Here is a 24,805-nt window from a genome sequence, read left to right as displayed (position 1 = left end):
ATATGACGGCAAGAACTTTATTCTGTCAAATCAACATACTTAAAGATAAAGTCCGGTCCAAACAGCTGCAATCTCCAGCCTGTGATCTTCGGATCACGCAGACCCGTCCGCCCTCTCTGGAAGATCGGCATAATAACCTGATCATCTTCCAGCAGGATCTTTTCTGCTTTGACCATAGCTTCAAATCTTTCCTTCACCTTATCAATAGCAGTCAATTCACCGGATTTCACCGAAGTGATAATCGCATCATATTCCGGATTGGAATAACCGGTGTTGTTGTGGCCGCCGTTGGTGATCCACATATCCAAGAAAGTAACCGCATCCGGGAAGTCCGGACCCCAGCCGGAAAAGTCCAGCTCGTAGTCGCCGCGGTTTGCCCGTCCGATTTTCTCGGAGAACGGCAACGGTTTCAAAACCAGGCTAAAGCCCTCTAAGTTCTTTTCCCATTCATTTTTCAAATGCGTACCGATGCTGTTGGAAGTTTCCGCCTGGAACAGCAATAATTCCAGTTCCAGCTTATCAATGCCTAATTCTTGCTTGGCTTCCGCCCACAACTTTTTGGCTTCTTCGACATTATAGCTGTTATAGCCCTGCTCGCCATTATACAAGTCGGCAGCTACCTTCCGGAAGTCCTTGTTGTCATGCTTTTCACTGACCTGCAGTCCAACCGGCACCAGATAATCAGCATTCAACGAACCGTTAGCCAGTACAGTCTTGCTGATATATTCCTTATCCGCTGCCATGTTCAAGGCCTTTCTAACCTTCGGGTTAGCCAAAGCTTTCTTATTTGCGGTCGGCTCGCCCTGACCCTGATTCATCTGAATGTAGAACATCGCACCTTCTTCATAGGTAACAACGTCCGGACGATTGCCGTACTTTTCTACATTTTCACCGGCAAGGCCAGCAGTATGAAGCTGTCCGTCCAAATACATATTAACTACGGTATCGTTGTCAACGCCTTCGATGACACGGTAATCAATGCCGTCCAGCTTAACGTTTTCAGCATCCCAGTATTTCGGGTTCTTTTCCAGGTAATGTCTTTGTGATACTTTCCATTCTTTGAAAATAAACGGTCCGTTGTAGAGCAGATTGTCTACACTGCTGCCGTATTTTTCACCTTTTTCTTCCACAAACTTTTGGTTAACCGGCCCGAAAGACGGGAAAGTCAAAACGGACTGGAAGTACGGAACCGGGTTTTCCAGTTCGAACTTAAGCGTCTTTTCATCAACTGCGGTCACGCCGATGTTCTCAATCAGGTCATATATTGCCTCATTGGCCTTTTCAATAGAACCGTACTGACCAACAAATTCAGCCTCTTCCGCTTTGATTTTTTCTTCTAAGGATGCTTTTGCTGCATCAAACTGCTGTTGAGCGGTCTGAGTATCCGTATCCTTAAAATCGGTAACTTTCATGTTTTCAAGCTTGGAAAGGTTACCTTCATAAGCAACCAAGCCCTCCGATAAAGCAACCGCTGCCGCACCGTTTTTAATGCCGGCGGTTTGAATCATGAAAGCATACTGCGAAGCTTCCTTCGGATCCAAAATCTTCTTAATCGGATACACAAAATCCTGAGCCGTAACCGGACCGTAAACCTCGCCATCAACCGTTACCCAGTCAGCATCTCTTAAATGGAAGGTATAAGTCAAACCGTCTTCGGACACTTCAAAATCCTTAGCCAATTCCGGGGTCACTGCACCTTCATCATTCATGATAAACAAACCGGATGTGATATTACCCATAATTCCAAACGAAACGCTGTCGGTCGCCAACCACGAAACCATGGTCGGGATATTGGAAGTCTCAATCAGACTGATTACCTTTTTCGGCGCCGATTGGTCAGCCGGGGTCTGTGTGTCCTTATTGTCTTTGGTATCGGTCTGCTGGGTGTTGTTCGTGTCGGTCTTGCCTTGATCAGTCTTAGTTTGACCGCCGCAGGCTGCCAGCGATACGACCAGCGCCAGCGCCATCAGCAATGATAAAACTTTCTTCATACTTCATTATCCTCCTTTTTCTTTTTGCCGGTATAATAACCATTAGCTTGACCTTGCCGCTGCCGGTTTAAAATCAATCGACCGCGTAAAATCAAATATTTGCCTTACTTTCCTCATTTTCTCGGTCAAAAGCCGCCTATTCGCCTAAACCGGGCCCGCTTCGGCCAAAGCTTTGCGGGAGCAAACCGCTGAAATCTCTTATCTTTCTATATACCAAGTTCCTCAGCGTCACCGCCCTGCGGACAGTCAACTTTAAAATATGAGAATATTGAGTTGTAATATGCCTATTATAATATAGTTTTTAATTTTTGTAAAGGAAAACTTGCAAGCCATTTTTAATTTTAAATCTTTCACCCCCGAAAAAATGCCGTTTCTTTCATTTTCTCATTTTTAGCACTTCTTCTTTTGAAGCAGAAAATGCAAGTTCCATCAAAAAAACATTCATTTTGCTTACAGTTCAGGCAAGCGGATAATTATATAGGATACTGCTCGGGAAAGCCTGCTTTCACAGGCAGTATCCTATGTAATTATCCATTTGCGGAACGCACACACCCATAATTCGCGCCAGCGAATTCTGGGTGCCTTGCCTGAACACACTTTATTTATAGCGGAAAGTTACACTTGATACACCGGGAGGAGCTTGCTCACCAAAGGCATATCAAGCGTAACTTTCCATTTGCGGAACATGCTGATAATTCACTTACTGCGAATTATCAGCGGCTTGCCTGAACGGTAACTTTTTTTCTTTTCCCCTTTTCAAATCCGGCTGAATCGGGTATGATAAAGCAGACAAACACAATTTTTGGCAAAATACATGGAAAGGAGTTTGTATGTCTCTTTCATCCAAACAATCAAATACAGATAACGGCTTTCATCAAAAGTTTTCCACAAAAAAAGCCCTGCTTTGCTTCGGGCTTTTATGGCTTTTGGTATTAGTTTCTTCCTTATTATATTATACCTTAGGCAACGCCGCCGGACACTCTTATTGGCATGTCCTGAACAGCAGCCTGTTTTTTATCAATATCCCTGTGTTTTGCTATGCCCTGCTGAGCCTGGTGGCGGAACGCGGCTTATTTAACGGCCTGCGCTATTCGGTCAAGCAGGTGCGCACTTTTTTCTTCAAACACCACCGCAGCCAGCTGATGGAGGAATATTCCGCCGCCAGTGAAGAAGAGCTGAAGACGATCTTGAAGGAAAAATATCTCTACACTTCGCCTTCTTCGACCATGACGCTGCCCCTGCTCTTAGCCAGCGGCGTTACTTTCCTGCTGATGGTGGGGTTTGCGATGATTTAATCCCTATAATTTTTGCACATAATTTTCCAGTTGATGGAATATACCAAGCACGTTGACTGCATCAGACTCAATCTCAAATATCACTTTATAATTCATAGGCACTGTGATTGCTTCGTGATAATTTTGGGCAGCTAAATAGGCATCACCGCTAAGCGGAAACTGCTGCGGGTTGGAGATAAGCCGGTCATAGATATCATCTATGGCATCCAGCAAACGTTTGGCGGCTTCTTTATTTTTAAGTCGGTAAATCAAATGATAGACTAATTTATCCAACTGTTCATCGGCATGTTCAGTGATAAGGAGTTTATAAATCATACTTCGCCCTTGTCTCTTTCAATGCAGCTTTAGCGTCTTTGACCTGCCCCGCCTTAATTTGCCTGGCTGATATTTCAATATCATGGTACATGGCCATTTTGTCCATTATGCCTTCATACAGCTCCATGCTCATAATCACCATATCACCATAGCCGTTTTTCGTAATGTATATCGGGCTATCTGCCCGGTGGCACATATCTGAAATCTCGGATGTATTCTTTAATTCTTTTATCGGAATAATTTGCGGCATAGTTTCCTCCTTATTAAGCGAAATCATCACTCAACTTTCGCATAGTTCAAAATACCCTAATAAGAGAAAGTTGAAATTGCCAGATTCTTTGAGGGCATGATTATACCATAAACTCAGCGTGTGTGCGAGAAAATCCATAGGATTTTCTCTCCGCATCAGCGCTCATATAGCCTGTCCGGAAAAAACGCTTACGCACGCCAGCGTGCTCCGCATTTTTCCTCCAGCTTGCACTCACGCTTTTAGTACGCAGTATTATACCATAAATTTGGCATGAAAGCGAGCTTAAAATTCGTTACCACTATCGCTCTCATTTGATCAGGCTTCCGCTTTGCCTCATCATTTCAACAGCGGCAGATTGCACCTGCGGCAGCGATCGGATTCGATAGAATTTTGGGTGGCACAGCTGACACAGGCAAGGTAAGGCGCTCTGGATTTATCGTACAGCTCATAAGGGAAATTAAACTGGGGATGGCACCGAAAGCGAGCACCCACCTGCAGATAATCCCATGCCCAAAGCTGTGAGCTGTCATGCTCCACAATCTTCTTTTGCTTGCCAGTCGTCGTCCGCACCACAGTAATATACCGCGTACTGTCGGCACTGTCCCGGCTGTAGATTGCACGCGTTTTTTTGTCAATGACCGTTGCCTCATAACTGTTTTTAGCATTCGCCCGAATAAAACCAAACACGGCAAAACCAAGAAATATCGCCGACAGAATTCCGCCGTACATAATAGCCTGCGACAGCTCCATTTTATCATCGCTCAGGCTGTAAATCGGAAATCCGATCAAGGGAATGACTGCTAAAATAAAGGCAAAGCCCTTTGACGCCTTTCGACTTTTCCTGAAAGCGGCCAGAATTTCGGGATGGTTGACCCGGTCAGAAAACCCGGGGAAAGGGATACCTCGCCGCTCAGCACCAGCGGCATAGAGCGGTGCTTGACTAAACGGTGCGGCAGATGGCTGCACCCAGCCGGAAGGAGCCGCCGGCCCGGGCGCAACCGGTGTCTGACTAAACGGCGCAGCCGATGGCTGCACCCAACCGGAAGGAGCCGCTGACCCGGGCGCGATCGGCACTCCGCAATTAGGACAAAACCTGGCCTGATCATCCATCTGCGTTCCACACTTTGTACAAAATCTTGCCATGATAAACCTCCTTAATCTCTACCTGTCACTATATTACCGCGCGGCGTGTTTCCAAGCCGAACTCTGCAGCCCGAAAAGCAGTATCGCCACAGCATGAGAAATCCTTTCCGTTTAAGCCCCATATCGGGCTTTCACAATTTTGACATCGTCATCACTATCATTTTACCGCAAGTCACGTTCATTTCAATAGGTAATGTTAAAATGACCTTGCCAAATTTCAGGCATAAAATATGCCAAAAATTCTCCCCTGTGGCGGCCAAGCATCCAAAAAAGTTACCGCTCAGACAAGACTCGGCAGCAAAAAATAGGGAAGCCAGCATAAATTGGCTTTCCCTATTGACAGCTCATAAAAATATACAAAATCTCTTTGGCCTGGCGCTGACTAATCGGCTAATCCTGCCAAATCATCTGCTCTTTGAGCCGGCTGACCGCCTCTTCGCCCACAAGCTCGCCTAAGATGGCATAGCCAAAGGAAAATCCGGCACCGACGCCCTTGGCGGTGATGATATTGCCGTCTTTCGCCACTCGGTTTGAGGAAACTTTTGCACCTGTTAAAAACTTCTCAAATCCGGGGTAGCAAATCGCTTCCTTCCCCTGCAAAAGTCCCCAACCGCCCAGCGCCATCGGCGCAGCGCAAATGGCTGCCAAAAGTTTGCCGTCCTCGTTTGCCGCCAGCAGCAGCGCCTGCACTCCTTTGTGTTCGGCCAGCGTCGTTGACCCCGGCATACCGCCCGGCAGGATATACGCATCTGCCTCTTTCTGCGTATCTGTCAGCTCCTCCAGCAGACAGTCGGCTTCCAGCCGAATTCCGTGCGCGCTTTCTACCATTTTTCGGCCGCTGACCGAAATCAGCAACACCTCAACCCCGCCCCGGCGCAGGATATCAACCGGTGTCAGCGCTTCCACTTCCTCAAAGCCATCCGCTAAAAATACCAATGCTTTTTTCTTTACTTCCATTTTGCCAGCTCCTTTCTCTTATATAAAATTTCAATTTTTTCATTTTTTACTTAACTTTCCCCGTGCAAAGTACCGGGCTTTCTTACCCTAGTCGAAAGCTGTGCGTTTCTGCCCGGGCGGCTTTCTTACTCCGCTTTGTTTTCTGCCTGCCACAACATTCACAGCACTACTCTCGCCTTGCCTTTTGACTGAAAATATGATAAAGTTTAAGTTAGGAAATCAACTTTTCCATGTTCGGCAGAACAGCCTTTTTAAACAACGCCGCTGAACAGAAGGCCGCAATGCTTCAATCACAACTGATTTCCCGCCTGTAGAAACGCACCATGTTTCCATCAGGGCTATCCGTCCGAGCAGACGCACATAGCGCTTTCATCAAAGAAGAAGCCCGCCGGGTAAAAAGCGGATCGTTTTGCAGGAATAGGAACCCTTTTTTATTTTACACATTTTACCGCCAAAATGCAAGCGCAAGGAGCACATGATGAAATCTTCCAATCCCGCTAACCATACCAATTACGAAATCGAATATAAATATCTGGTTGACTTATCGCAAATAGACTATGAAAAGTTCCCTTTCGCCGAAATCGAGCAGGCCTATATCAGCGCCGCGCCGGTAATCCGGATTCGGCGGATGGACAGTGACTATATTCTAACCGTTAAAGGCAGCGGGCAGGTTAAACACCTCGAATATGAACTGCCGCTGACCGCCGAAGAATACGCCGGACTGCTTCCCAAAGCGGAGGGTTATTTGATTCAAAAGCGGCGCTACCGGATTCCTTACTTTTTCGGTGGCAAAGAATATACGATTGAATTGGATATCTTTAAAGGAGCTTTCACCGGTTTCGTCTTAGCCGAGGTTGAGTTTGCCTCCGAAAAAGAAGCCGGGGCTTTTCAGCCACCGGCTTGGTTTCGGGAAAATGTCAGCCACGACCCCCGCTATCACAACAGCTTTTTAGCCAAACACGGCCCAAAGCAGCTTTAACCCATTGGAAATAAACTGCTTGCTCCGCTTTTGGGGGCAAAACATCGCTGCTTCTCCTGCCAGCTTTTTGTGCTGATAAGTTTTTAAACTCAAAAAATCCCCTTACTGTCCAACATCCCGGACGGCAAGGGGATTTTTTAGGCTGCGCCTACCTGCGGATCGGCAAAAGTTCCTGCCGTAAAATCCGGCTGTTTAAGACCGTTTGACCGCTTAATCCTCCCGGTACAACCAAACCGCCGCTTTCCACTTGCAGCATATAGGTCGCTTTTTCATCGCCTTTTTTCAGGAACAGCTTATCGTCATTTTCGAGAGTATTACTGTCCTGTTTGAATTCGTCCGTGGTATAGGCCTTTAACACCTTAACCTCGTCATATGCGGCCCGATTAGTCAGCGCCGCCAAAAAAGCACCGACTTCGGTATTTTCCGTTAGATTCTCGTCACCGCTTAGGATATTTTTCTTATTATACGACAGCTTATACTTGCCGCCAAAGTCCGGCAGTTCAATTGCTGCCGGACTGGCCGGTTTCGGCGGGGTGGGTATAGTCGGCTGTTTCACCGTAATCATATAATAAGCCGTCTTTCCGTTTTGGGCAGTAACCTTTAAACGGTCAAGACTTTCCATTTTTTCCGTTAAGTCTTTTTCTCTTTCCGCCACTCCTTGCTGATGCTTGGGGACGACTGCCAGCTGCTGATGTTCCTCGCCCTTTTGAATATGGCTTAAAAACTCCTCCACTGTCATATTGGTATCAATCGCAATGTTACCTTTGCTGATCATACGCGCTTTTCCTCTGATGATAACCTTATAAGCATTCTCCTTGGCGCTGACATCGACATTATCGCTTTCCGGTGCGGCTGCCTCCGGCGCTTCAAAAATCACAAAGCTGTCCTGCCGCGGATAGGCCTGAATATGCGAGGTATAAATCACATTTTTATCCAGATAGTCATACAACTCCTCCAGACTGGCCTTGTTATCGCCGTTGGCATCAGCCTTTAAGTCGCCGTCTTTGCCGGCGGCTTCGGCTAATATTTTGGTGAACTTACCCAGCTTTTCCAGTTTATCCTCATAGGAAAACTCATTTTCCGAACTGGCTGCCAAAACCTTATACTCATTGCCAATCAGATAGTTCGGGCTGGCCGCTTCGGTTTTAAACTCCCGCATCACTGTTTCCACAAAATCCCGGCTATAAGCGCCGGTTGTCGTCGGCGTTGCACTGCTGCTGCCGTCAAGTGCGCTTTTGCCGATAAAGCCGCCGGAGTTGCAGCTGTCTAAAATCAAGACTTTCGTGCCCGGCACCTGATCCAGCGCTGCCCGCAGCTCATTAACCGAAACCCACAGCCCCAACGGATCATTGCCGCCCAGCGGCGCTTCAACCATGCACAGATAGCTGATTCCGTCTTTGTTATAGCCGTGGCCGGAATAATAAAAATAGGAAATGTCATTTTCATTCGCTCCGGCATAAGCCTGCCGAATGGCTTCGAAAAACTCGGCTTTTTTTAGGTTTTCCTTAACCGTAACTGACTTCATTTTGCCGGCGCTAAAGTTCTGTGCGGCAAATACCCGGTTCATCAGCTTAGCATCACCAACCGGTCCCACCAAGTCGCTTTTTTCGCCCGGGTAATCCGAGTTGGCAACGATCAGCGCCCGGTAAACCGGGTTTTTGACTACTTTAATTACCCTGTTTTGCACCTTTTCGCCTTTTTTCAGACGCAAGATCATATTTTCCTGAATCATTTCGCTGCCTGCGACCGGATTGTCGTTTTTCAGCACCGAGTGCTCCACTTCCGGTGCGTAACTCAGTGCGCCCAGCAGTGCGCCCACCGTCTGCTCGCCCTTCACCCGAATAAAATTGCCGCCCAGCTGCGCTACAATATCGGCATCCAAAACACCGGTAATCATTGCTTCTTCCACCGCTGCCGCAAAGTGAATCGGATAATAGGCTCTGCTCTTGCCATCCTCGGCAGTTACGACCAAAACATCACCGTTTTCAATGTTTTCATACTCATTCTTATAATGATACAGATTTTGCTCCGGGAGCTTGCCGTCCGTCAGTTCCGCCGGGCGATACAGCCGCAGTGTCTGTCTGGGATTGCCCCGCTTGATCTGCGCCAGAAACTCCCGCACCGTCATATCGGCGGTCAATGTCGTCTGGCCGGAAGTAATGCCGCTTTCACTAATCTGCAAAGTATCAGACGTAATTTTCGTCTGCGTATTCAGCGGAATCAGCTGCTTTTTGATATGCACCAGCACTTTTTTGCTGCGGAACTCCGTCCCCAGACGCGGATCACGGTATTTGAAAATATACTGCTTTACGCCGTATTCGGTGTCGCGCTTATTGGCCTTAATCAAATCCAGATACGCTTTTTTCAGAGTAATCGTGTCGTTGGCATCGTCGATTTCATAATGCGCCGGGTTAAAGTGAATATTCTCGCCGCTGCCCTCCATTTCCAGCTGCCAGTCCACCGGGAATGGCTCGATTTCCAGATAGTGGGTCAAATCCGTTTCCGCCGCCGTCAGGACATCACCCTTGGCATTTTTCAGACCCTTGATTTCAAAAACCAGGCCGGTCGGCAAAGCATTGCCCTCGGTAAAGGTCAGCGGCGTTTTGCCGGTAACGGTGCCTTGATCAATCGAATGGTTGATCACGCCCAATTCCAAAGTCAGCCTAATTTCATCAATCTTATTGCCGGCATCTTTAACCGTCAGCTTAATCGGCTGAGTGCTGCCCCACGCCGGAGTCGGTACCTTATCCAGCAGAGCTTTTTTCAGGGTAATGATATCCCTCTCTTCATCAACTTCAAAATCTTCCGCCGCTGCTTTCAGATAACTGACCGCCACTTCCAGATTGCCGGTCAGATGGCTTTCGCCGGCGGAAACCGCTTCGCCCATAATATTTTTCAGGTCGCTCACCTGAATCTGAATTCCTTCGGCCGGCGCAAACGCGCAAATAATCTTTTTCGCCGACGTATCCGTAAAGGCAAGCTTACCGGCGGAATAGTCCTCCACCGCAATGGTAAAGCTCTTTTGCACCCGCTGCACCTGATTTTGCGGGTCGCTGTACTCTACTGCAAAGTCGGTGCTTTCTTTTAAGGTATTTAAAAGTTCCTTTTTCAGAATAATTTTATCTTCGGCATCCAGTATCTCATAGCTCTCCTTGGCCAGTTCCTTTTTGCCGTCAAATAAGCGCAAGCCTGCCGCCAAATTGGACTGCTCCTTGGCAACCACCTGTCCCTTTTGGTTTTTGATGTCCTCCAGCAAAAGTGCAATATCCTCACTGTTATGCTTAAAAATTTTATCTTTGGCCACGATCAGCCGGAAAGCAGAAGCATCATTATCTCTCATGTTCAAGATGTGAACGTTGCCCTTGACTTTTGCCTTGTTCTGCACCATCGCATTGGGTAAATCAATGGTTAAATCTTCCAAAATTTCCAGGTTTTCACTTAAAACCACTCGCCCTGAACCATTGCCGGTCAAATACAGGCTTTTTACCTGCCGGGCGGCCGCCGGATCAGAGGGGTTGACGCCCAGCGTCATCTCATCGTCCTCGCTTTTAACGACGATTACATCTTTTTTATGCAAACGAGTGCGGCTGTTTAAGGCCTGCACCGGGTCGCCGAACTTGCCTCTTTGACCGATGTAAACCGGCGTACAGTCCAAAACACCGTCCAGCGCGTCATTTTTAGCTTTATCGGCCACCTGATTATCCATCACGGCCAAATCCTGCGCCAGCAAGGCCGCCTGACTGTAATATTTTTGATTGACCTTAACGCCGTAAACCATATCAATATATTCCAAACTGATACCGGTTTCCGACTCGGCACTGACCTTCGGCTCGGTACCGAATGCGCCGGATTTGATTTCTTTGGTGCCGTAGCTGTCAATCCGGTTATTCTTAATCGTCAAGTCCTTCAGCGTATCAAAAACAAAGACGCCGATGCCGTTTTGGCCGATGTTTTCCAAATGATTGCCGCTGATTTCCACCGCCGAATCCTTACCGGCAGTAATGCCAATCGCGTGAAACTTATAATCTTTGATCTGATTGTCTTTGACAACCACTTTGGTATTGGCCTTGGCGCGATTGCCCAAAGAAATCGCTTCGGCGCTGCGGGATTTATTTTTGATATCACCGCTGCCGGTAATGATATTGTGCTCAATCCGCAGCTCGCCCTCCTCAACCGGAATCATAATCCGGATTCCGTATTTGACGGCTTCGCTGTCCTCGCCCATATCAATCCGGTTTTGAGCAATGGTTAAATTGCTTGGATTTTCGGTAACTCGGCCGCTTTGGGTAATGGCTGCCTGCATCACCAGCGCTTCTTTCGGCGCTTTGGACAGATTAAAGTTCAGCCCCCGAACTAAAACGGTTTCCTTGTTTAAGTCAAGGCCTACCGTTAAAGAGTTTTGCGGATAGCCCAAAATCTTCCGGCCAACAGCAATCGGGGTCTTTCTCTCCGGCTGACCGACCACCAAAAGGCAGTCCTGACGGTCGGCGGCATCGCTGTCCTCAAGCAAAGCAAAGTCCTTGCCGGTCAGGGCATAAAAACCGCTGACGGTTTCCTCCGGCGCCGGCAGTTCCGGAAAATGCAGCCCGGCCTGTTCGATATAGGCCAGCACCTTGCGGCTGTCTTTAAAAATTTTGGCCAAATGCAGGTTTTCCTCTTTGATTTGACTGTAATTGGTCAAAATATCCTGCCGAATCTTAGCAAAATCTTCGCCCTCGTTGACCGAAACAACAAACAGCTGCTCCGCTGCCTGCCGCAGCTTCATCGGGTTGGTCAGGCTTTCGTCCGGCAAAGGCAAAAGCGGCGGCTGACTCTCATTTGTACCGGAATCAGGTCTTTTCTCTTCCGGCTTGGGCTTCGCATTTTCCGGCAATCCTACATTCCCCGGTTTGGCACTCTCCGCTTTGATAACCTGATAAGTTTCCTCCGCTGCCACTGCGGCGCTAATCGCCTGCGCTTTGGTCAAACCCGCCTGCGGCTTAAACTCTCCGCCCGGATAGCCTTTCAGGATTTGCCTGTCCGCCAAGGCTGCAATGGCTTCTTTCGCCCAATCGGCAATCTGATTCCAGTCCTTAAACGGCGGCTGTGACGGCTGCACCGGCGCAAAGCCAAATGCCCGGTACAGCATGGCTGCTTCCTGTTCTCTGGTCAGACCCATTTCCGGGGAAAAGGTCGTGGCCGAAGTTCCTTTGATATAACCGGCAGTAAAAGCAATCTCAATCGCTTCTTTGGCCGGGTGATTTTGAATATCGGTAAAACCGGTTTCTTTTCTCTCAGTAAAGCCAAAGACGCGGTTAATCATCTGCACTGCTTCCGCCCGGCTGACGCTTTGGTCTAAGCGCAAATCTTCCGCGCCCCCTTCAATGATTCCTTTTTCCTTTGCCTTCTCCACCTGCTCCTGCGCCCAATGCTTCGGCGCCTCGGCGGCGAAAGAAAACGTGCTGAATAAGAGGGCAAAGCTTAAAATCAGGCTTATGCCCTTTTGGATAGTTGCTTTCATATTTCCTCCTTAATAGAAAATAATGTTGTGGCGGTCAAAATGACCATTCTATCAGTAACAAATCAGAGTAAAAATCATCTGTTCTGCACCAGCTTCGCCACACCGCAAAAGAGCGCTGCCGCCGAAAGCGAAGCGCCTCTTTGGTTCGATGGACCGAACCGTGATGTCATATTTTAAGCCGGCTTGCCCGCTGACGCACTTTCGCGCCGCGCAAAGCACCGGCTTTTATGACTGTTGCTAATGATTTTTATTCTCATTCATATTTTTAAATAATATCATATTCTTTTTTTAAAATCAAGCGGTTTTTTTATTTTTTCTTCCCTATCAAACGATTCTTCTGGCCTAAAAAAGCAAACACCTTATTTTACCATTTATATTTTTTGTTCCGCTTAAACAAGCAGTCGCAACTGTCCTGATAAGCCGGCATAAATAAGGATGGCACCACCCAGAATCCACAAAAACACCTCTTACGGCAAGATATCGCCCGGCAGCCGATTTCCAAGTTCTGCGGCATTGGCAAAGCGCGAAAGTGAAAAATTTCAAAAATTCCCTTTACATTTCTCCGGAAATGGTGTATAATAATTTTCCGTGAGAGATGTTTTGCGATAAAAGTTTTCTCAAGGAAAACGGCAAAATCTTTCCCTATTGCGATATGGTGTAAAGGCTAACATGTATGACTCTGACTCATAAGATGTGGGTTCGATTCCCACTATCGCTGTCGGCTCGCTGCAAATGCAGCGAGCTTTTTGTTTGTTTCCCGTTCCGGCAAACCCTTTCTTAGCCCTCAAATGCCCTTTCTTGACAAATCCCTTTGTTAATGCTATATTGATAAATAATCAAGACAAATAAACTTAGCTTTTCCCGCGCGGCAGAACAGCCTTTTTCAACAAGCGACCGCTGTTTGCTTGCACGCACAAAATCGGGATAAGCCAGATACTCCACTTTCCTATGTTCGATTGCACCGCTTTTTTATTATCGGTGTGCAGAAGCGCAAAGCGTCCGGACAGGGAAAAGTTGAGCAATTCATTTACCACTCAGGAGGAAATAAGAATGCTGGATATCAATTTGATTCGCAATGAGCAGGAAAAAGTCAAAGCCGGACTGGCTAAAAGAAATTATCAGGCGGATTTTTCCGAATTTAATCTTTGGGACAAGCGCCGCCGCGAAATTATTCAGGTAGTTGAGGAGAAAAAAGCCGAGCGCAACCGGATTTCACCGGAAATCCCGAAAAAAAAGCAAGCCGGTGAGGACGTATCCGAACTGCTGGCCGATATGACCCGCCTGAAAGATGAAATTACCGGCTTAGACAGTGAATTAAGCGAACTGGATAAAAAAATCTTTGATTTTGTCAGTGGCCTGCCCAATCTGCCCGGCGAAAATACCCCGGCCGGCGGCAAGGAAAGCAATGTCCGGGTTAAGGTCTGGGGACAAAAGCCTAATTTTGATTTCCAGCCCAAAGATCATGTGGAGTTGGCTGTTTCGCTTGGTCTGATTGATTATGAAAGAGGCGCCAAGCTGGCCGGCAATGGTTTTTGGGTCTATACCGGCAAGGGCGCAATCTTAGAATGGGCACTGCTGAATTATTTCATTGCCGAACATTTAAAAGACGGCTACGAGTTTATGCTGCCGCCGCATATTCTAACCTATCAGTCCGGTTATACCGCCGGTCAGTTTCCGAAGTTTATTGACGATGTTTTCAAACTGGAAGAAGACAAAGGCTATATGCAGTTCCTGCTGCCGACAGCGGAAACGGCCTTAATCAATTTTCACCGCGACGAGGTATTAAGCGAAGCCGATCTGCCCAAAAAATACTTTGCCTATACCCCCTGCTATCGCAAGGAAGCCGGTTCTTACCGTTCTGAGGAAAGGGGCATGATTCGCGGCCATCAGTTCAACAAAGTGGAAATGTTCCAGTATACCGCTCCGGAGCAAAGCGATGCCGCTCTGAAAGAGTTGATTGCTAAGGCCGAGCGCCTGCTCGAAGGCTTAGAGCTTCATTATCAAACCTCGCAGCTGGCTGCCGGCGACTGCTCGGCTTCGATGCGGGAAACTTACGATATTGAGGTTTGGATTGAAAGCATGGGTGTATATAAGGAAGTCAGTTCGGCTTCCAATGCCGGGGAGTATCAGGCCCGCCGCGGAAATATGAAGTTTAAGCGCAAGGGTGAGAAAAAGGCCGAATTCCTGCATACCTTAAATGCTTCCGGTCTGGCCACCAGCCGCTTGATCCCGGCCATCTTAGAACAGCACCAGCAAAAGGACGGCTCGGTTTTGATTCCGGCGGCTTTACAGAAGTTTACCGGCTTTGACCGAATCGAACCGACGAAGTAAGCAAGATCTTTAATTTCCGCAGCCAATTCTGACCGACTCATCAGAATCGGCTTTCAAAGAGCTTTTAACGCTCTCTCTTTGGAAAAATCCTTTTAGCGTAAGGCTTTTAATCAAACCTGCGTCCAAAAGAAAAGTACTTAGCAACAAGCCGCCGCACCATCGTTATTTAGGCGCGGCGGCTGTTTTTTATTTTTACAGCTATCATACATTACGACACAACGCGGTATATTATCGCTCACCGCGGTACTCCCGCAGTACACTGTGATTCATTATCGCACTCTGCGATACTTCCTCGGTACATCGCGGTTCATTAGCGCACAATCCGGTACTTCATGGTCGTCGCGATACATTATCGCACAATCCGGTACTCCACGGTACCCACGGTACATTGCGGTCCATTATCGCGCTCTGCGCTGCCCGCGCTGCACCGCTTATCTCTCCAACTCCAGCGAATCGGCGATTGCATAGAAAAAACCGTTTTGGCGGCAATATTCGGCAATTTCCTGCTCCAGTTCCCTGGTCGCCCCGTATTCCAGTAAATAAACGGCCAGGCCGTATTCCCGGCAACGCCCAAGATAGGCCTGATAGTATTCCCTGTCTTCAGCAGTACGCCGGCCAAAGCTGCCCGCCGCAAAATCAATCGCAGTAAATACCGTTTCCTGATTCACCGCAGCAATCAACTGCTGCAAATCATCCGCCGCCATTGCCTTTTGCACGAATGCGTCACCGCCGTTTATCATCAGAGGCTTGCCTAAGCCGTTTAACTGTTTTAGCATGGCCAACAGCCCCTGATAAATATCCTCATTCGGGTACTGATAATAGATATCAGCATTATCCAAAAACAGTCCGTCTATGCCTTTAGCCATCAATTCTTCGGCTTTCGCGGCAATCCTGTCCTGCCATGCCCTCGCAGCAACATTGACCCAGCGTTCCTCCGGCCAGTCCTGATAATCGCTTAAAGTCAGCGGGGAAAACTCCTCATAGTCCGCCCGAAAGCGCTCAATCGAGCCGATATTTAAATAGGAAAACACTTCTTTATTGCCGTTTTGATGCAGCTTTTCCACCTGCTCGGCGGTTAAGCTTTCGGCATCAACCACTAAAAGGTCGCAGTTACGGCAATCCATCAACTGCTCGGCTGCCGCGCCAATCAACACCTTATAGGCCGTTCGGGGGGCAGATGCCCGTCCGCAGCCGATTGTCAGCAGCATTAGCGCTATCCCCAGAAAAAAGAAAATACCGGCAGCGAAAAGCCCTGTTATTCTTTTGGGGCGGCTGCTTCTTTGATTTTCGTTATTCTTATTGCCCTGCCGGTTTTTGCTGCGGCAGCAGCCTAAAACTTTTTCCATTTTATTTTCCCTCTTGCTTTTTATTGTGTTGCTTAACTTTCCTATATTTGTCAGAACAGTCTTTTCTGGCAGCTTGCCCGCCCGGCAGAAAGCGGAGCGTTCGATCAGGGCAGGCCGCCCGTCCAAACAGAAACGCATAACATTTCAACAGAACAGCTTGCCCACCCCAATCGATTTCCCGAAAAAGGATAAAAACATTACAGTTCAGACAAGCCACCGCAAATGGATAGCTGCACTTGATATCCCTTGGGAGAGCAAGCTCCCCAGAGTAGTATCATATATAATTATCCGCTATAGATAGCGTTCGCTCAGGCAAGCCACCCAGAATTCGCTTACAGCGAATTCTGGGTGTGTGCGTTCCGCAAATAGAAAGTTATGTATGATACTGCCTGTGAAAGCAAGCTTTCCCGAGCAGTATCATACATAACTTTCTGCTTGTCTGAATTTTAGACAAAAAAAGGCACCAAATGCTCTTTGGTGCTATATAAAGGGTGAGGGGGAGAGTATTACTATGTAAGAGTACTCATCTCTTACACGATTTGAATTATACCATAGCTCCTTTATAAAAGCAATGAATTCTTTATAAAAAATCTATAAGTTTTTTTAAGTGACCATTCTGCTCCCCATTTTTCTCTTTACTATTTCATAAAATTTGATATAATATGCTATGAGGGGAGTATTATCCGCTTTTAGACTTGTCTGTGTCCGCCAAAAACCGGCGGTCATGGGAAGATTGTATTCGGATATTCCCGGCTTCATAGAAAGGTTGTGAGCAAATGAGAATGGAGCGAGTCAACAGCAATCAAATTAAATGTTATTTAAATAAAAGCGATCTTTCCGCACGGGAGCTGAACTTTTCGGAAATTGCTTACGGCAATCCCAAAACCCAGCGCTTATTTCAGGACATGATGACCAAAGCCTTTCAGGAATTGGGCTTTGATATGCAAGGCGTGCCAATTATGATTGAAATCGTACCGGTATCTTACGACAGTATTATGCTGATTATCACTAGGGTGGAAGACCCCAGCGATATTGATGACCAGTTTTTGGAATTTCAACAGCCGCAGCCGGCCGGTAAAGAGGGCAGTCCCAATATCCGCAAGGCTGACAGCAATCCGCAGGTTTCCAAGCCCGTTTTTCAGGATTTAAATGCCTATAAGAAGAATGAGCTGACGGATGTTTCTTTTGCTTATGTCTTTGACAGCTTAGAAGCCGTAGTCGCCGCCGCCCATGAGCTGGTCAAGTACCGAATCAGTCAAAGTGATTTGTACCAGGAAGGCGATACCTATATTTTACTGATTAAAAACCGGAGCACGACCAAGGATTTGCGGATTCTTATTTCCGGTCTGCTGGCAGAGTTTGGCAGCGTTTATAAAAACAATGCCGTTTCCTTTGAATATTACAAGGAACATTGTGATCTGATTATGGAAAATGACGCGATTGCCAAGCTGAGTTTATTGTAATTTACAGAAAGGAGTTCCCTTGAAACTTTTTGATTTGGATGGGCCTTTTCAGCATTACGGTGGAATGGTCTTTGATTTATTGGCTGCCAATTTGCTTTGGCTTTTTTTAACGATATTCAGTGCCGGAATTTTGTCCGGCCCCGCGACATTAGCGCTGTATCAAAGTATTTATCAAAGTACGGTTTTACAGGAGGGTTATTTTTTTAAGGAATTTTTGTCTTCCCTGAAAAAACGCTTTTTCTTTCAGTTGGCTTTTTGTCTGCTTTACTTTATTTTTATGGCACTGTCGCTCTTTAACCTTTACCTGACCTTTACCGGCCGGTTCGGCGCACTCTGGCTGCTGCCGGTTTACTTTTTCATTTTCATGGAATTATCGCTCTTTGGCACAGTAGCTTTGCCGCTTCTGTCACAGAACCGGAATTTGCGCTTTTTTGATTTGATTAAAATCAGCTTTATTATTGCCAATAAACATTTACCGTGGGTCTTTCTCTGTACCCTGCCGGGAGCAGCGGTTGTTTTTGTTTTTATCATCTCCTTTTTCGGCTATATTGAATATTCCTTTGTTTTATTCTTCCTGCCGGCCCTATCGGCTCTGTTGATCGGTCATGTTATCTTAAAAAAAGTGCTGGCACAATATCATTATTTTGAAGGTTTCGGCGAAAAAAACGCGTGAAAGTAAGGGAAAGTTGAACCGCGATTCAACTTTCCCTTGTTTTTCCCCTGCCCCACGGGCATTCAGACAGCAAAAAGCAGCGGCCGCACTGAGGACTGCGCGCCTTGCAGATGGTTCGGCCAAGAGCAATAATCTGCGTATTATAACGAAGCCAATGCTCCTTGGGAATCTTTTTTTGCAGATCATACTCAATCTTGACCGGATCGGTTTCGGCCGTCAGCCCTAATTTCCCGGAAATTCGCTTCACATGGGTATCGACAATGATACCGGCCATTCCGTATAAATGCCCCAAAGCCACATTGGCGGTCTTTCGGCCGACTCCCGGCAGCGCCGTCATTTCTTCCATCGTCCGCGGCAACTGACCGTTATATTTTTCCAGCAGCATGCGGGCACAGTTTTGAATATTTTTAGCCTTGTTGTGATAAAAACCGGTCGAATGGATATCCTCTTCCAGCTCCGCCAAAGGCACTTTCCCATAATCCGCCAACGAATTATATTTTTTAAATAAATCCTTCGTCACCAGATTAACCCGCTCATCCGTGCATTGGGCGCTTAATATAGTGGCAAATAAAAGCTCATAATCTCGCCCGGGCGTATAGTTTAAATAACAGACAAACTCCCGGCCGTACTGCTCGTCCAATCGCTCCAAAATCGTCTTTATCGCTTTTTTTGTTATCATCTTACTTTCCTTTTCTGTTTTCGTTAATTTCTCATATTCGGTTTCCGTCAGCTGCCTGTCTGAACTTTCGACTCACGGTGCAACTCTTACTAATAGATAATAGTGGATTTGCCTCCTAATATCAAGCATAATATCATTTCATATGAAATTTTCAATTCTGACAGCTTTCCGTATCATCTTATGAAAGCCTTTATTTATAAAGGTTTGATTGATTTTCGTCTTCGCCAAATACTCATTTTTTATAAAGAAATATTTAAAAAAAAATAATCTTTAAAAAGGTATTGACTTTTATATTAGACAAGTGTAGAATGCAATTAGACAGTTGTAGAACGAATGGAGAAATGATTATGGATAATACAATCAAAAGATTACCGGATGCAGAATTTACAGTAATGAAAGCCATTTGGCATTCAGAGTCGCCAATAACAACTCTTGTGATTAACGAACATCTTAGTTCCGACATCTCATGGAAACCACAAACCTTGTTGACCATATTAGCCCGACTGACAGAGAAAGGCTTTTTAAACAGCGAACGCAAAGGACGCGAGCGTTGCTACACCGCATTGATTACCGAAGAGGAATACTTAGAAATCGAAACAGGAAACTTTTTAAGCAGATACTCCGGTAACTCAATCGGAGATTTAGTAAAAGCGTTGTGTGCGGATAATGATTTATCAAAGAAAGAAATTGAAGAATTACGTGCTCTACTTTCTCAGAAAGGAATGAATTAAATGAATTTTCTCTTTCTTATTTTATCCACCAGTATATTGATGTCCGTCATTATTTTATTAGCGTTAGCACTTTTTTCCTTCTTCCCGGAACAATTTTCCGGAAAGACCAGATACTTTATTTGGATTATCATCCTCGTCGGATTGATTGTACCGGTACGGCCGATTCTGGGCAGCGGACTCATAACCATTGAGCTGCCCTGGCAAATGGAATCCTTGGAAGTACTGGAAGCCCAGCTGGCAGAAGAAGCTGCCGCCAATAATATCACTACGGAAAATCGAAGTAATATTAGCACCGAGTTATCTGTAAACTCCAATGCAAATGTTACCGGTTCTGAGAGTTTAGCACCCTCTTCGACGATCGAGGCAAAAGATGCTGCAAAAGAAAGCGTTTTCGACCTGATGAAAAAGAAGATTACACCGATAGCCCTTATCCTAGGCGCGTGGCTGCTTGGTGCTCTTATCTCTTTTTCCAGACATCTTTATCATTACTATCAGTTTAAAAAAATGATACGTCGTTGGTCAAAACCTGTCGAAGATCTTGCAACCTTGGAATTGTTTGACATAGTAAAAGAAGATATGGGCTTACAAAAGAAGAACATTCAACTGATGATTTGCCCCTCTATCACCACACCAATGCTGACCGGCTTTTTCAAGCCAACCATTCTTCTTCCGAATAAAGAGATTCCCGAAGATGAAATGGCATTAATCCTTGAGCATGAGTTAACACACTATAAGCACAAGGATTTATACATCAACCTGTTAGGTACTCTGGCTGTAAGTTTGCACTGGTTCAATCCAATTGTCTATTTATGCTACCCTTCCATTCAAGGGGATGGCGAAGTTTGTTGTGATGAAGCTGTTTTAAAAAATCGTGATTCTGATTACAGGCAGTTCTACGGCGAAGTTATTATCAGTATGATCGAAAGAAACAGCAAAAATCAAGTTGCTTTTACCACTTGCTTTTACGCAAAAAAATTAAGTATAAAAAGGAGGCTCATGGCTATTATGAAAACGAATAAAAACAGAAAATCATCTTTTATCGCGATTGCATTAATTTTAACCCTTACCATCATTTCCGGCTCCGTAGTTGCATTTGCAGCACCGGCCAGCAAGAAATACATCGGAACTAGCAAAGCAAAAGCAATTGCTCTTAGTGATGCAGGCTTAAAGAGTAAAGACGTGAAGTTTGTAAACGTAAAACTGGAAACGGAAAACGGAATCAAAGTATATGATGTCGAGTTCTACTTCGGTCAAACCGAATACGACTACGAAATCGACGCTCTGACCGGCAAAATCCTGGATAAAGACCTGGACATTGAAAACTTCACTGTTCCCGGCCAAAACAACAATAATAACAATAACAATAATGCCAATAATAACAGCAATAATACCAATACCCAGCTTATCGGTACGGAAAAGGCAAAAAGCATTGCCTTGGCTGATGCTCGCTTAACCGCAGATCAGGTCGCTTTCGTAAAAGCAAAACTGGAAACGGAAAAGGGCAGACAAGTCTATGACATCGAGTTCTACTTCGGCCAAACCGAATACGACTACGAAATCGACGCTCTGACCGGTGCTATCCTGGATAAAGACCTGGATATTGAAAACTTCACTGTTCCCGGCCAAAACAACAATAACAACAATAATGCCAATAATAACAACAATAATACCAATACCCAGCTTATCGGTACGGAAAAGGCAAAAAGCATTGCCTTGGCTGATGCCCGCTTAACCGCAGACCAGGTCGCTTTTGTAAAAGCAAAACTGGAAACGGAAAAGGGCAGACAAGTCTATGACGTAGAGTTCACCTTCGGCCAAACCGAATATGACTACGAAATCGATGCTCTGACCGGTAAAATCTTAGATTCCGACCAAGAACGCAAAGACGATTAATTCGCTTCTCTCCCTCTCAAGGACAGCCTGTTGATATCAACAGGCTGTCCTTTTTGATGTTTCAGCAATAAAAAAAGACGATGGATATCGTCTGTTCATCGTCTGTGACTGGGCATACTGGATTTGAACCAGTGAATGCAGGAGTCAAAGTCCTGTGCCTTACCGCTTGGCTAATGCCCAACAAAAAGCGCGAAACGGGATTCGAACCCGCGACCCTCGCCTTGGCAAGGCGATGCTCTACCACTGAGCCATTCGCGCATAAAGAAAAAACTATTTAATTATCATGCCGCAAGCGTTTTGTCTGCCAGACCCGCTTTTGTTTGCCAGCAACAAAAATCATTATACCAGAATCTTGAGAAAAGTCAAGAGCTTTTTTAAATTTTTTTACGCGGCTGCCGTCAGGCTAAAGCCCTCTCCGGCAGCCGCATCTATCTTAATCCAAATGAAACATCAGCTGTAAGTCCCTACTGACCGGACTGTTATCGGGATTCGTTTCCATCAAAGGCGCCATAAAATCCCACCATTTTCGGTTGATGGCCGTATTCGACGACGCCGCCCATTTGGTTTCGTCCTCGATTTCGATATAGCCGAATAAAATATCGGTTTCCTTGTCCCAAAAAATCGAATAATTTTTGCCGCCATGCTCACGAATCATCTCCGCCATTTCCGGCCACAACTCATTATGCCGCTTCTCATACTCGGCCGCCATCCCCGGATATAACTTCATTTTAAAGCCTTTTATCATTTGATTTCCTTCCTTCCTTTATTATTATCAACCCTTTTTTATGTTCTTAATTTTCTCTTGGTCAAAACCCTGACCGGGCGCACATGATACATGACCTGCCCCTTAGAAAAACGCCGTTTCCGCGAAACGTATATCAAAAGGCCGCTCTGTCAACATGGGAAACTCAAGTATGTTACAGTTCCAGTTTTTTGCGAAACTGAACTGCCCACGGCGTTACGCTGAACGGCGTTTTACGCCGAACCGGACTTTCCAGTTCCGGCAGAACCGGGCATTGCCACCGCTCCCCGGTATCATCATAATTACACCGAATCAGCAGCTTTAACTGCTCCATGACCCAGTTTTCATGCTGCATCACCGTATCATAATCCTTTAACCCGGAAAGCTGCCGCGCAAGCAAAGCCGCCAGTTCAGGCTGCCCGGCCAGCACATTCGTCCGCTCGGCCGGGTCATTTGCCAGGTCAAATAAAATATCCTGTCCGGGGAAACCGGAATAGGTAATATATTTCCAATTTTTATAGCGGCACATCCGTCCCAATGAAGTCCGGCCATCACTGCAATAGGTATACTGCTCGCTGATGACAATCCGCTCCTCATCGCTCCCCTCTCCGCGTAAAAGCGGTGCCAGGCTCTTACCGTCACCCGGCAGCACCTTGGCTCCGGCCAGTTCGCACACCGTCGCGCCCATATCTATCAGGCTGACCGGACTTTGAATCCGCCGACCTTTGGCAATCCCGGCTCCGGCAAACAAAAACGGAATAATCAGAATTTTCCTTTCGCCGGAAACGCTATTCGTGTTTACAAACAGACATTATTCTTTCGTCAGGCTTTCTCCAGCTGCACGGCCTCACGCCGCTCAATTTCCGCCTGAATCATGGCTAACCCCGCACCATCCCGGATTAAGCGGCGGATTGCATCCTCCCACTCAGGCCGGCAGCTTTTTTTCACCCGGTTCCACATTGCTTCCACCGACAAACGGCGGTCGTACTGCCGGGGCACGATATCACAGGTCGCCTGATACCAGTCCAGCATCTTCAGACGCAGCTCCAAAATCAAATCTGCATACTCGGCCCGGTCATAAACATTATTCTCTTCCAGCGGGTCTTTGCTCAAATCATAAAACTCATGCTCGCCACTACTGCGGTGAATATATTTTACTTTCGCCGTCCGAATCATCGTGCCTTTGGCATGCGCCCGGTCATCGGTCTGCGCCATTTGCCGAGGCCAGTACATACTGGCGGTCGGCACTTTTCCGTCGGCCCCGGCCGAAGAATGGTATTCGTTGCACTGAAACTCATGCGGGAGCCGTCCGCCCTCACAAAAGACAAAGGATCGATGCTCTGCCGCCTGACCGGTCAGCAGCCCCCGCAGGCTCCGGCCGAATTGGTCATGATCCGGCATGACGCCGGCAAAATCCATGGCCGTTGCGTAAAAATCCACCAGCTCGATCAGTTCTTCCCGCACTCCCGGCTGAAAATCCACCCCCGCGGGCGGCTTCACCAAAAACGGAACATTGGTCAGACAGTCTTCAAAGCAGTTTTGGGCTTTTTCCGGCAAGCCGTAATCACCGGTAAAATCCCCATGATCACTGAAAAAGAAAATAGCCGTGTTCTCGTACTGATTGGTTTCCTTTAAAGCGGCGCATAACCGCTTAAACTGATCATCCACCTTGCGGCACATACCCAAATAACAGGCCCGCATCTCGGCATAATCAGCCTCATCGTAAGCCATGCCCATATTTTTCCGCAGTACCTCCTGCATATAGCTCTTATGTTCACCAATCCCGGCCCGGTCAGCCCAAGCCTGCCGGTCAAACATAGAAAAATAAGGCTCTTCCACCGCATAGGGCGGGTGCGGGTACATTAAGCCCAAAAAAATGCAAACCGGCCGGTCATCGACCGGATGGCGCAGTCTTTCAATAGCGACATCCACCGCCAAATCGTCATCGGAATAGTGGCGGCCGCTTTCATCCGTTTTCAGCCGGCCGATATAATGGGAATAATAATTTTTATCGCCCGGTCTGCCCCGAAAATCGGGATTTTCCGGCAAAGCCGGCGCGCCGTTCCCGCCGGCATAAAAAATCTCATCAGCATGCCTGGCCGCCAGTTCTTCCTCCTGTCCGGCCAAAAGGTCATTCCGGTCGTTCATCCATACATAGTAGCCGGCGCCTTTCAGTTCGGAAAACAGGGTCGAATCCTTCCCATGCAGCAAATAACGCATTGTCCGATGCCCATACACATGCGGATAAAGGCCGGTTAAAAAGCTGCACCGGCTCGGCACACAAACCGTATTTTGACAAAATGCATAACGAAAGGATACCGCCTCTGCCGCGGCAAATTCATCCAGAAACGGGGTCGTGCCTTTTACCTTACCCAAATGCGATACGGCATCCGCCCGCATTTGATCCGGATTAAAAATAATAATATTCGGTTTCATGCTGCTTCCTTTCCGGGAGATTTGTCCAGCTTCGTTCTGGCAAAAGACTTTTTATTCTTCACACCAATCCTTTTCCCATAC

General features: G+C 46.8%; 19 protein-coding genes and 3 tRNA genes. 8 read left to right on the top strand and 14 right to left on the bottom strand.

The genetic code is table 11. The features are described 5' to 3' along the window. Positions 1–17: 17 nt before the first annotated feature. Positions 18–1,991, bottom strand: a complete 1,974-nt coding sequence (locus tag C3V36_05740; protein ID AVM68779.1) for a peptide ABC transporter substrate-binding protein — start codon at positions 1,989–1,991, stop codon at positions 18–20. 830 nt (positions 1,992–2,821) lie between these two features. On the opposite strand from C3V36_05740, the gene C3V36_05735 reads away from it, so the two are divergent. Further along, on the top strand, positions 2,822–3,286 hold the full coding sequence (locus C3V36_05735; protein AVM68778.1) for a hypothetical protein: 465 nt from the start codon (positions 2,822–2,824) through the stop codon (positions 3,284–3,286). A gap of 3 nt (positions 3,287–3,289) precedes the next feature. Here the strand turns inward: C3V36_05735 and C3V36_05730 are convergent, their stop codons facing one another. The 5 genes from C3V36_05730 to C3V36_05710 all read right to left on the bottom strand — a co-directional run bounded on the left by C3V36_05730 (position 3,290) and on the right by C3V36_05710 (position 5,951). Next, the gene (locus C3V36_05730; GenBank protein AVM68777.1) at positions 3,290–3,601 is read right to left on the bottom strand and encodes a type II toxin-antitoxin system RelE/ParE family toxin; all 312 of its coding nucleotides are present in this window, start codon (positions 3,599–3,601) and stop codon (positions 3,290–3,292) included. Continuing rightward, the gene (locus C3V36_05725) at positions 3,591–3,851 is read right to left on the bottom strand and encodes a type II toxin-antitoxin system Phd/YefM family antitoxin (GenBank protein AVM68776.1); all 261 of its coding nucleotides are present in this window, start codon (positions 3,849–3,851) and stop codon (positions 3,591–3,593) included. Before C3V36_05725 ends, C3V36_05730 begins: the two co-directional genes overlap by 11 nt. A gap of 336 nt (positions 3,852–4,187) precedes the next feature. Beyond that, positions 4,188–4,994, bottom strand: coding sequence for a hypothetical protein (locus C3V36_05720; protein ID AVM68775.1), 807 nt, complete (start codon positions 4,992–4,994; stop codon positions 4,188–4,190). 131 nt (positions 4,995–5,125) lie between these two features. After that, on the bottom strand, positions 5,126–5,314 hold the full coding sequence (locus tag C3V36_05715; GenBank protein AVM68774.1) for a hypothetical protein: 189 nt from the start codon (positions 5,312–5,314) through the stop codon (positions 5,126–5,128). A 70-nt stretch (positions 5,315–5,384) separates the two neighbouring features. Next, the gene (locus C3V36_05710) at positions 5,385–5,951 is read right to left on the bottom strand and encodes a DJ-1 family protein (GenBank protein AVM68773.1); all 567 of its coding nucleotides are present in this window, start codon (positions 5,949–5,951) and stop codon (positions 5,385–5,387) included. 478 nt (positions 5,952–6,429) lie between these two features. On the opposite strand from C3V36_05710, the gene C3V36_05705 reads away from it, so the two are divergent. After that, positions 6,430–6,930 (top strand): adenylate cyclase, encoded by a 501-nt coding sequence (locus C3V36_05705; protein ID AVM68772.1) that lies wholly within the window; start codon positions 6,430–6,432, stop codon positions 6,928–6,930. A 148-nt stretch (positions 6,931–7,078) separates the two neighbouring features. Here the strand turns inward: C3V36_05705 and C3V36_05700 are convergent, their stop codons facing one another. After that, on the bottom strand, positions 7,079–12,430 hold the full coding sequence (locus C3V36_05700) for a hypothetical protein (protein ID AVM68771.1): 5,352 nt from the start codon (positions 12,428–12,430) through the stop codon (positions 7,079–7,081). A 646-nt stretch (positions 12,431–13,076) separates the two neighbouring features. On the opposite strand from C3V36_05700, the gene C3V36_05695 reads away from it, so the two are divergent. Both C3V36_05695 and C3V36_05690 read left to right on the top strand, forming a co-directional pair. Beyond that, positions 13,077–13,148 (top strand) — tRNA-Gln (locus C3V36_05695). A gap of 332 nt (positions 13,149–13,480) precedes the next feature. Continuing rightward, positions 13,481–14,761 carry a serine--tRNA ligase gene (locus C3V36_05690; protein AVM68770.1) on the top strand — a complete coding sequence of 427 codons (1,281 nt, stop codon included), beginning with the start codon at positions 13,481–13,483 and terminating at the stop codon, positions 14,759–14,761. Between the two features lie 431 nt (positions 14,762–15,192). Here C3V36_05690 and C3V36_05685 read toward each other — a convergent pair whose 3' ends face one another. Beyond that, positions 15,193–16,245, bottom strand: coding sequence for a glucanotransferase (locus tag C3V36_05685; protein AVM68769.1), 1,053 nt, complete (start codon positions 16,243–16,245; stop codon positions 15,193–15,195). A gap of 638 nt (positions 16,246–16,883) precedes the next feature. On the opposite strand from C3V36_05685, the gene C3V36_05680 reads away from it, so the two are divergent. Together C3V36_05680 and C3V36_05675 are read left to right on the top strand one after the other, a co-directional pair. Beyond that, the gene (locus C3V36_05680) at positions 16,884–17,570 is read left to right on the top strand and encodes a hypothetical protein (GenBank protein AVM68768.1); all 687 of its coding nucleotides are present in this window, start codon (positions 16,884–16,886) and stop codon (positions 17,568–17,570) included. Positions 17,571–17,589: 19 nt separating this feature from the next. Further along, positions 17,590–18,243, top strand: a complete 654-nt coding sequence (locus C3V36_05675; protein ID AVM68767.1) for a hypothetical protein — start codon at positions 17,590–17,592, stop codon at positions 18,241–18,243. Between the two features lie 25 nt (positions 18,244–18,268). On the opposite strand, the gene nth is transcribed toward C3V36_05675, so the two are convergent. Further along, the gene (gene nth, locus C3V36_05670; protein ID AVM68766.1) at positions 18,269–18,922 is read right to left on the bottom strand and encodes an endonuclease III; all 654 of its coding nucleotides are present in this window, start codon (positions 18,920–18,922) and stop codon (positions 18,269–18,271) included. Positions 18,923–19,269: 347 nt separating this feature from the next. Here nth and C3V36_05665 point away from each other — a divergent pair, with 347 nt between their 5' ends. Beyond that, positions 19,270–19,653 (top strand): transcriptional regulator, encoded by a 384-nt coding sequence (locus C3V36_05665; GenBank protein ID AVM68765.1) that lies wholly within the window; start codon positions 19,270–19,272, stop codon positions 19,651–19,653. Then, positions 19,654–21,546 (top strand): peptidase M56, encoded by a 1,893-nt coding sequence (locus tag C3V36_05660; protein AVM68764.1) that lies wholly within the window; start codon positions 19,654–19,656, stop codon positions 21,544–21,546. It abuts the gene before it with no gap. A gap of 105 nt (positions 21,547–21,651) precedes the next feature. Here the strand turns inward: C3V36_05660 and C3V36_05655 are convergent. From C3V36_05655 to C3V36_05635, 5 genes are all read right to left on the bottom strand, one after another. After that, a tRNA-Gln gene (locus C3V36_05655) sits at positions 21,652–21,726 on the bottom strand. A gap of 6 nt (positions 21,727–21,732) precedes the next feature. Continuing rightward, a tRNA-Gly gene (locus tag C3V36_05650) sits at positions 21,733–21,804 on the bottom strand. A gap of 175 nt (positions 21,805–21,979) precedes the next feature. Continuing rightward, positions 21,980–22,291 (bottom strand): L-rhamnose mutarotase, encoded by a 312-nt coding sequence (gene rhaM / locus C3V36_05645; GenBank protein ID AVM68763.1) that lies wholly within the window; start codon positions 22,289–22,291, stop codon positions 21,980–21,982. 172 nt (positions 22,292–22,463) lie between these two features. Next, a complete protein-coding gene (locus C3V36_05640) occupies positions 22,464–23,039 on the bottom strand; it encodes a hypothetical protein (protein ID AVM68762.1) in 576 nt (191 codons plus the stop codon). Between the two features lie 71 nt (positions 23,040–23,110). Then, complete coding sequence (locus tag C3V36_05635; protein ID AVM68761.1) at positions 23,111–24,724, bottom strand: sulfatase; 1,614 nt, start codon at positions 24,722–24,724, stop codon at positions 23,111–23,113. Positions 24,725–24,805: the final 81 nt, after the last annotated feature.

It is taken from the genome of Lachnospiraceae bacterium oral taxon 500 (genome assembly GCA_002999035.1).
Lineage (GTDB): Bacteria > Bacillota > Clostridia > Lachnospirales > Vallitaleaceae > W11650.
This window is presented reverse-complemented; position numbering and strand designations above follow the sequence as displayed.

Excerpts from the sequence above, each read along its gene's own strand:
- C3V36_05740 (AVM68779.1), bottom strand. The coding sequence starts at position 1,991 with ATGAAGAAAGTTTTATCATTGCTGATGGCGCTGGCGCTGGTCGTATCG.
- C3V36_05735 (AVM68778.1), top strand. The coding sequence starts at position 2,822 with ATGTCTCTTTCATCCAAACAATCAAATACAGATAACGGCTTTCATCAA.
- C3V36_05730 (AVM68777.1), bottom strand. The coding sequence starts at position 3,601 with ATGATTTATAAACTCCTTATCACTGAACATGCCGATGAACAGTTGGAT.
- C3V36_05725 (AVM68776.1), bottom strand. The coding sequence starts at position 3,851 with ATGCCGCAAATTATTCCGATAAAAGAATTAAAGAATACATCCGAGATT.
- C3V36_05720 (AVM68775.1), bottom strand. The coding sequence starts at position 4,994 with ATGGCAAGATTTTGTACAAAGTGTGGAACGCAGATGGATGATCAGGCC.
- C3V36_05715 (AVM68774.1), bottom strand. The coding sequence starts at position 5,314 with ATGCTGGCTTCCCTATTTTTTGCTGCCGAGTCTTGTCTGAGCGGTAAC.
- C3V36_05710 (AVM68773.1), bottom strand. The coding sequence starts at position 5,951 with ATGGAAGTAAAGAAAAAAGCATTGGTATTTTTAGCGGATGGCTTTGAG.
- C3V36_05705 (AVM68772.1), top strand. The coding sequence starts at position 6,430 with ATGAAATCTTCCAATCCCGCTAACCATACCAATTACGAAATCGAATAT.
- C3V36_05700 (AVM68771.1), bottom strand. The coding sequence starts at position 12,430 with ATGAAAGCAACTATCCAAAAGGGCATAAGCCTGATTTTAAGCTTTGCC.
- C3V36_05690 (AVM68770.1), top strand. The coding sequence starts at position 13,481 with ATGCTGGATATCAATTTGATTCGCAATGAGCAGGAAAAAGTCAAAGCC.
- C3V36_05685 (AVM68769.1), bottom strand. The coding sequence starts at position 16,245 with ATGCGTTTCTGTTTGGACGGGCGGCCTGCCCTGATCGAACGCTCCGCT.
- C3V36_05680 (AVM68768.1), top strand. The coding sequence starts at position 16,884 with ATGAGAATGGAGCGAGTCAACAGCAATCAAATTAAATGTTATTTAAAT.
- nth (AVM68766.1), bottom strand. The coding sequence starts at position 18,922 with ATGATAACAAAAAAAGCGATAAAGACGATTTTGGAGCGATTGGACGAG.
- C3V36_05665 (AVM68765.1), top strand. The coding sequence starts at position 19,270 with ATGGATAATACAATCAAAAGATTACCGGATGCAGAATTTACAGTAATG.
- C3V36_05660 (AVM68764.1), top strand. The coding sequence starts at position 19,654 with ATGAATTTTCTCTTTCTTATTTTATCCACCAGTATATTGATGTCCGTC.
- rhaM (AVM68763.1), bottom strand. The coding sequence starts at position 22,291 with ATGATAAAAGGCTTTAAAATGAAGTTATATCCGGGGATGGCGGCCGAG.
- C3V36_05635 (AVM68761.1), bottom strand. The coding sequence starts at position 24,724 with ATGAAACCGAATATTATTATTTTTAATCCGGATCAAATGCGGGCGGAT.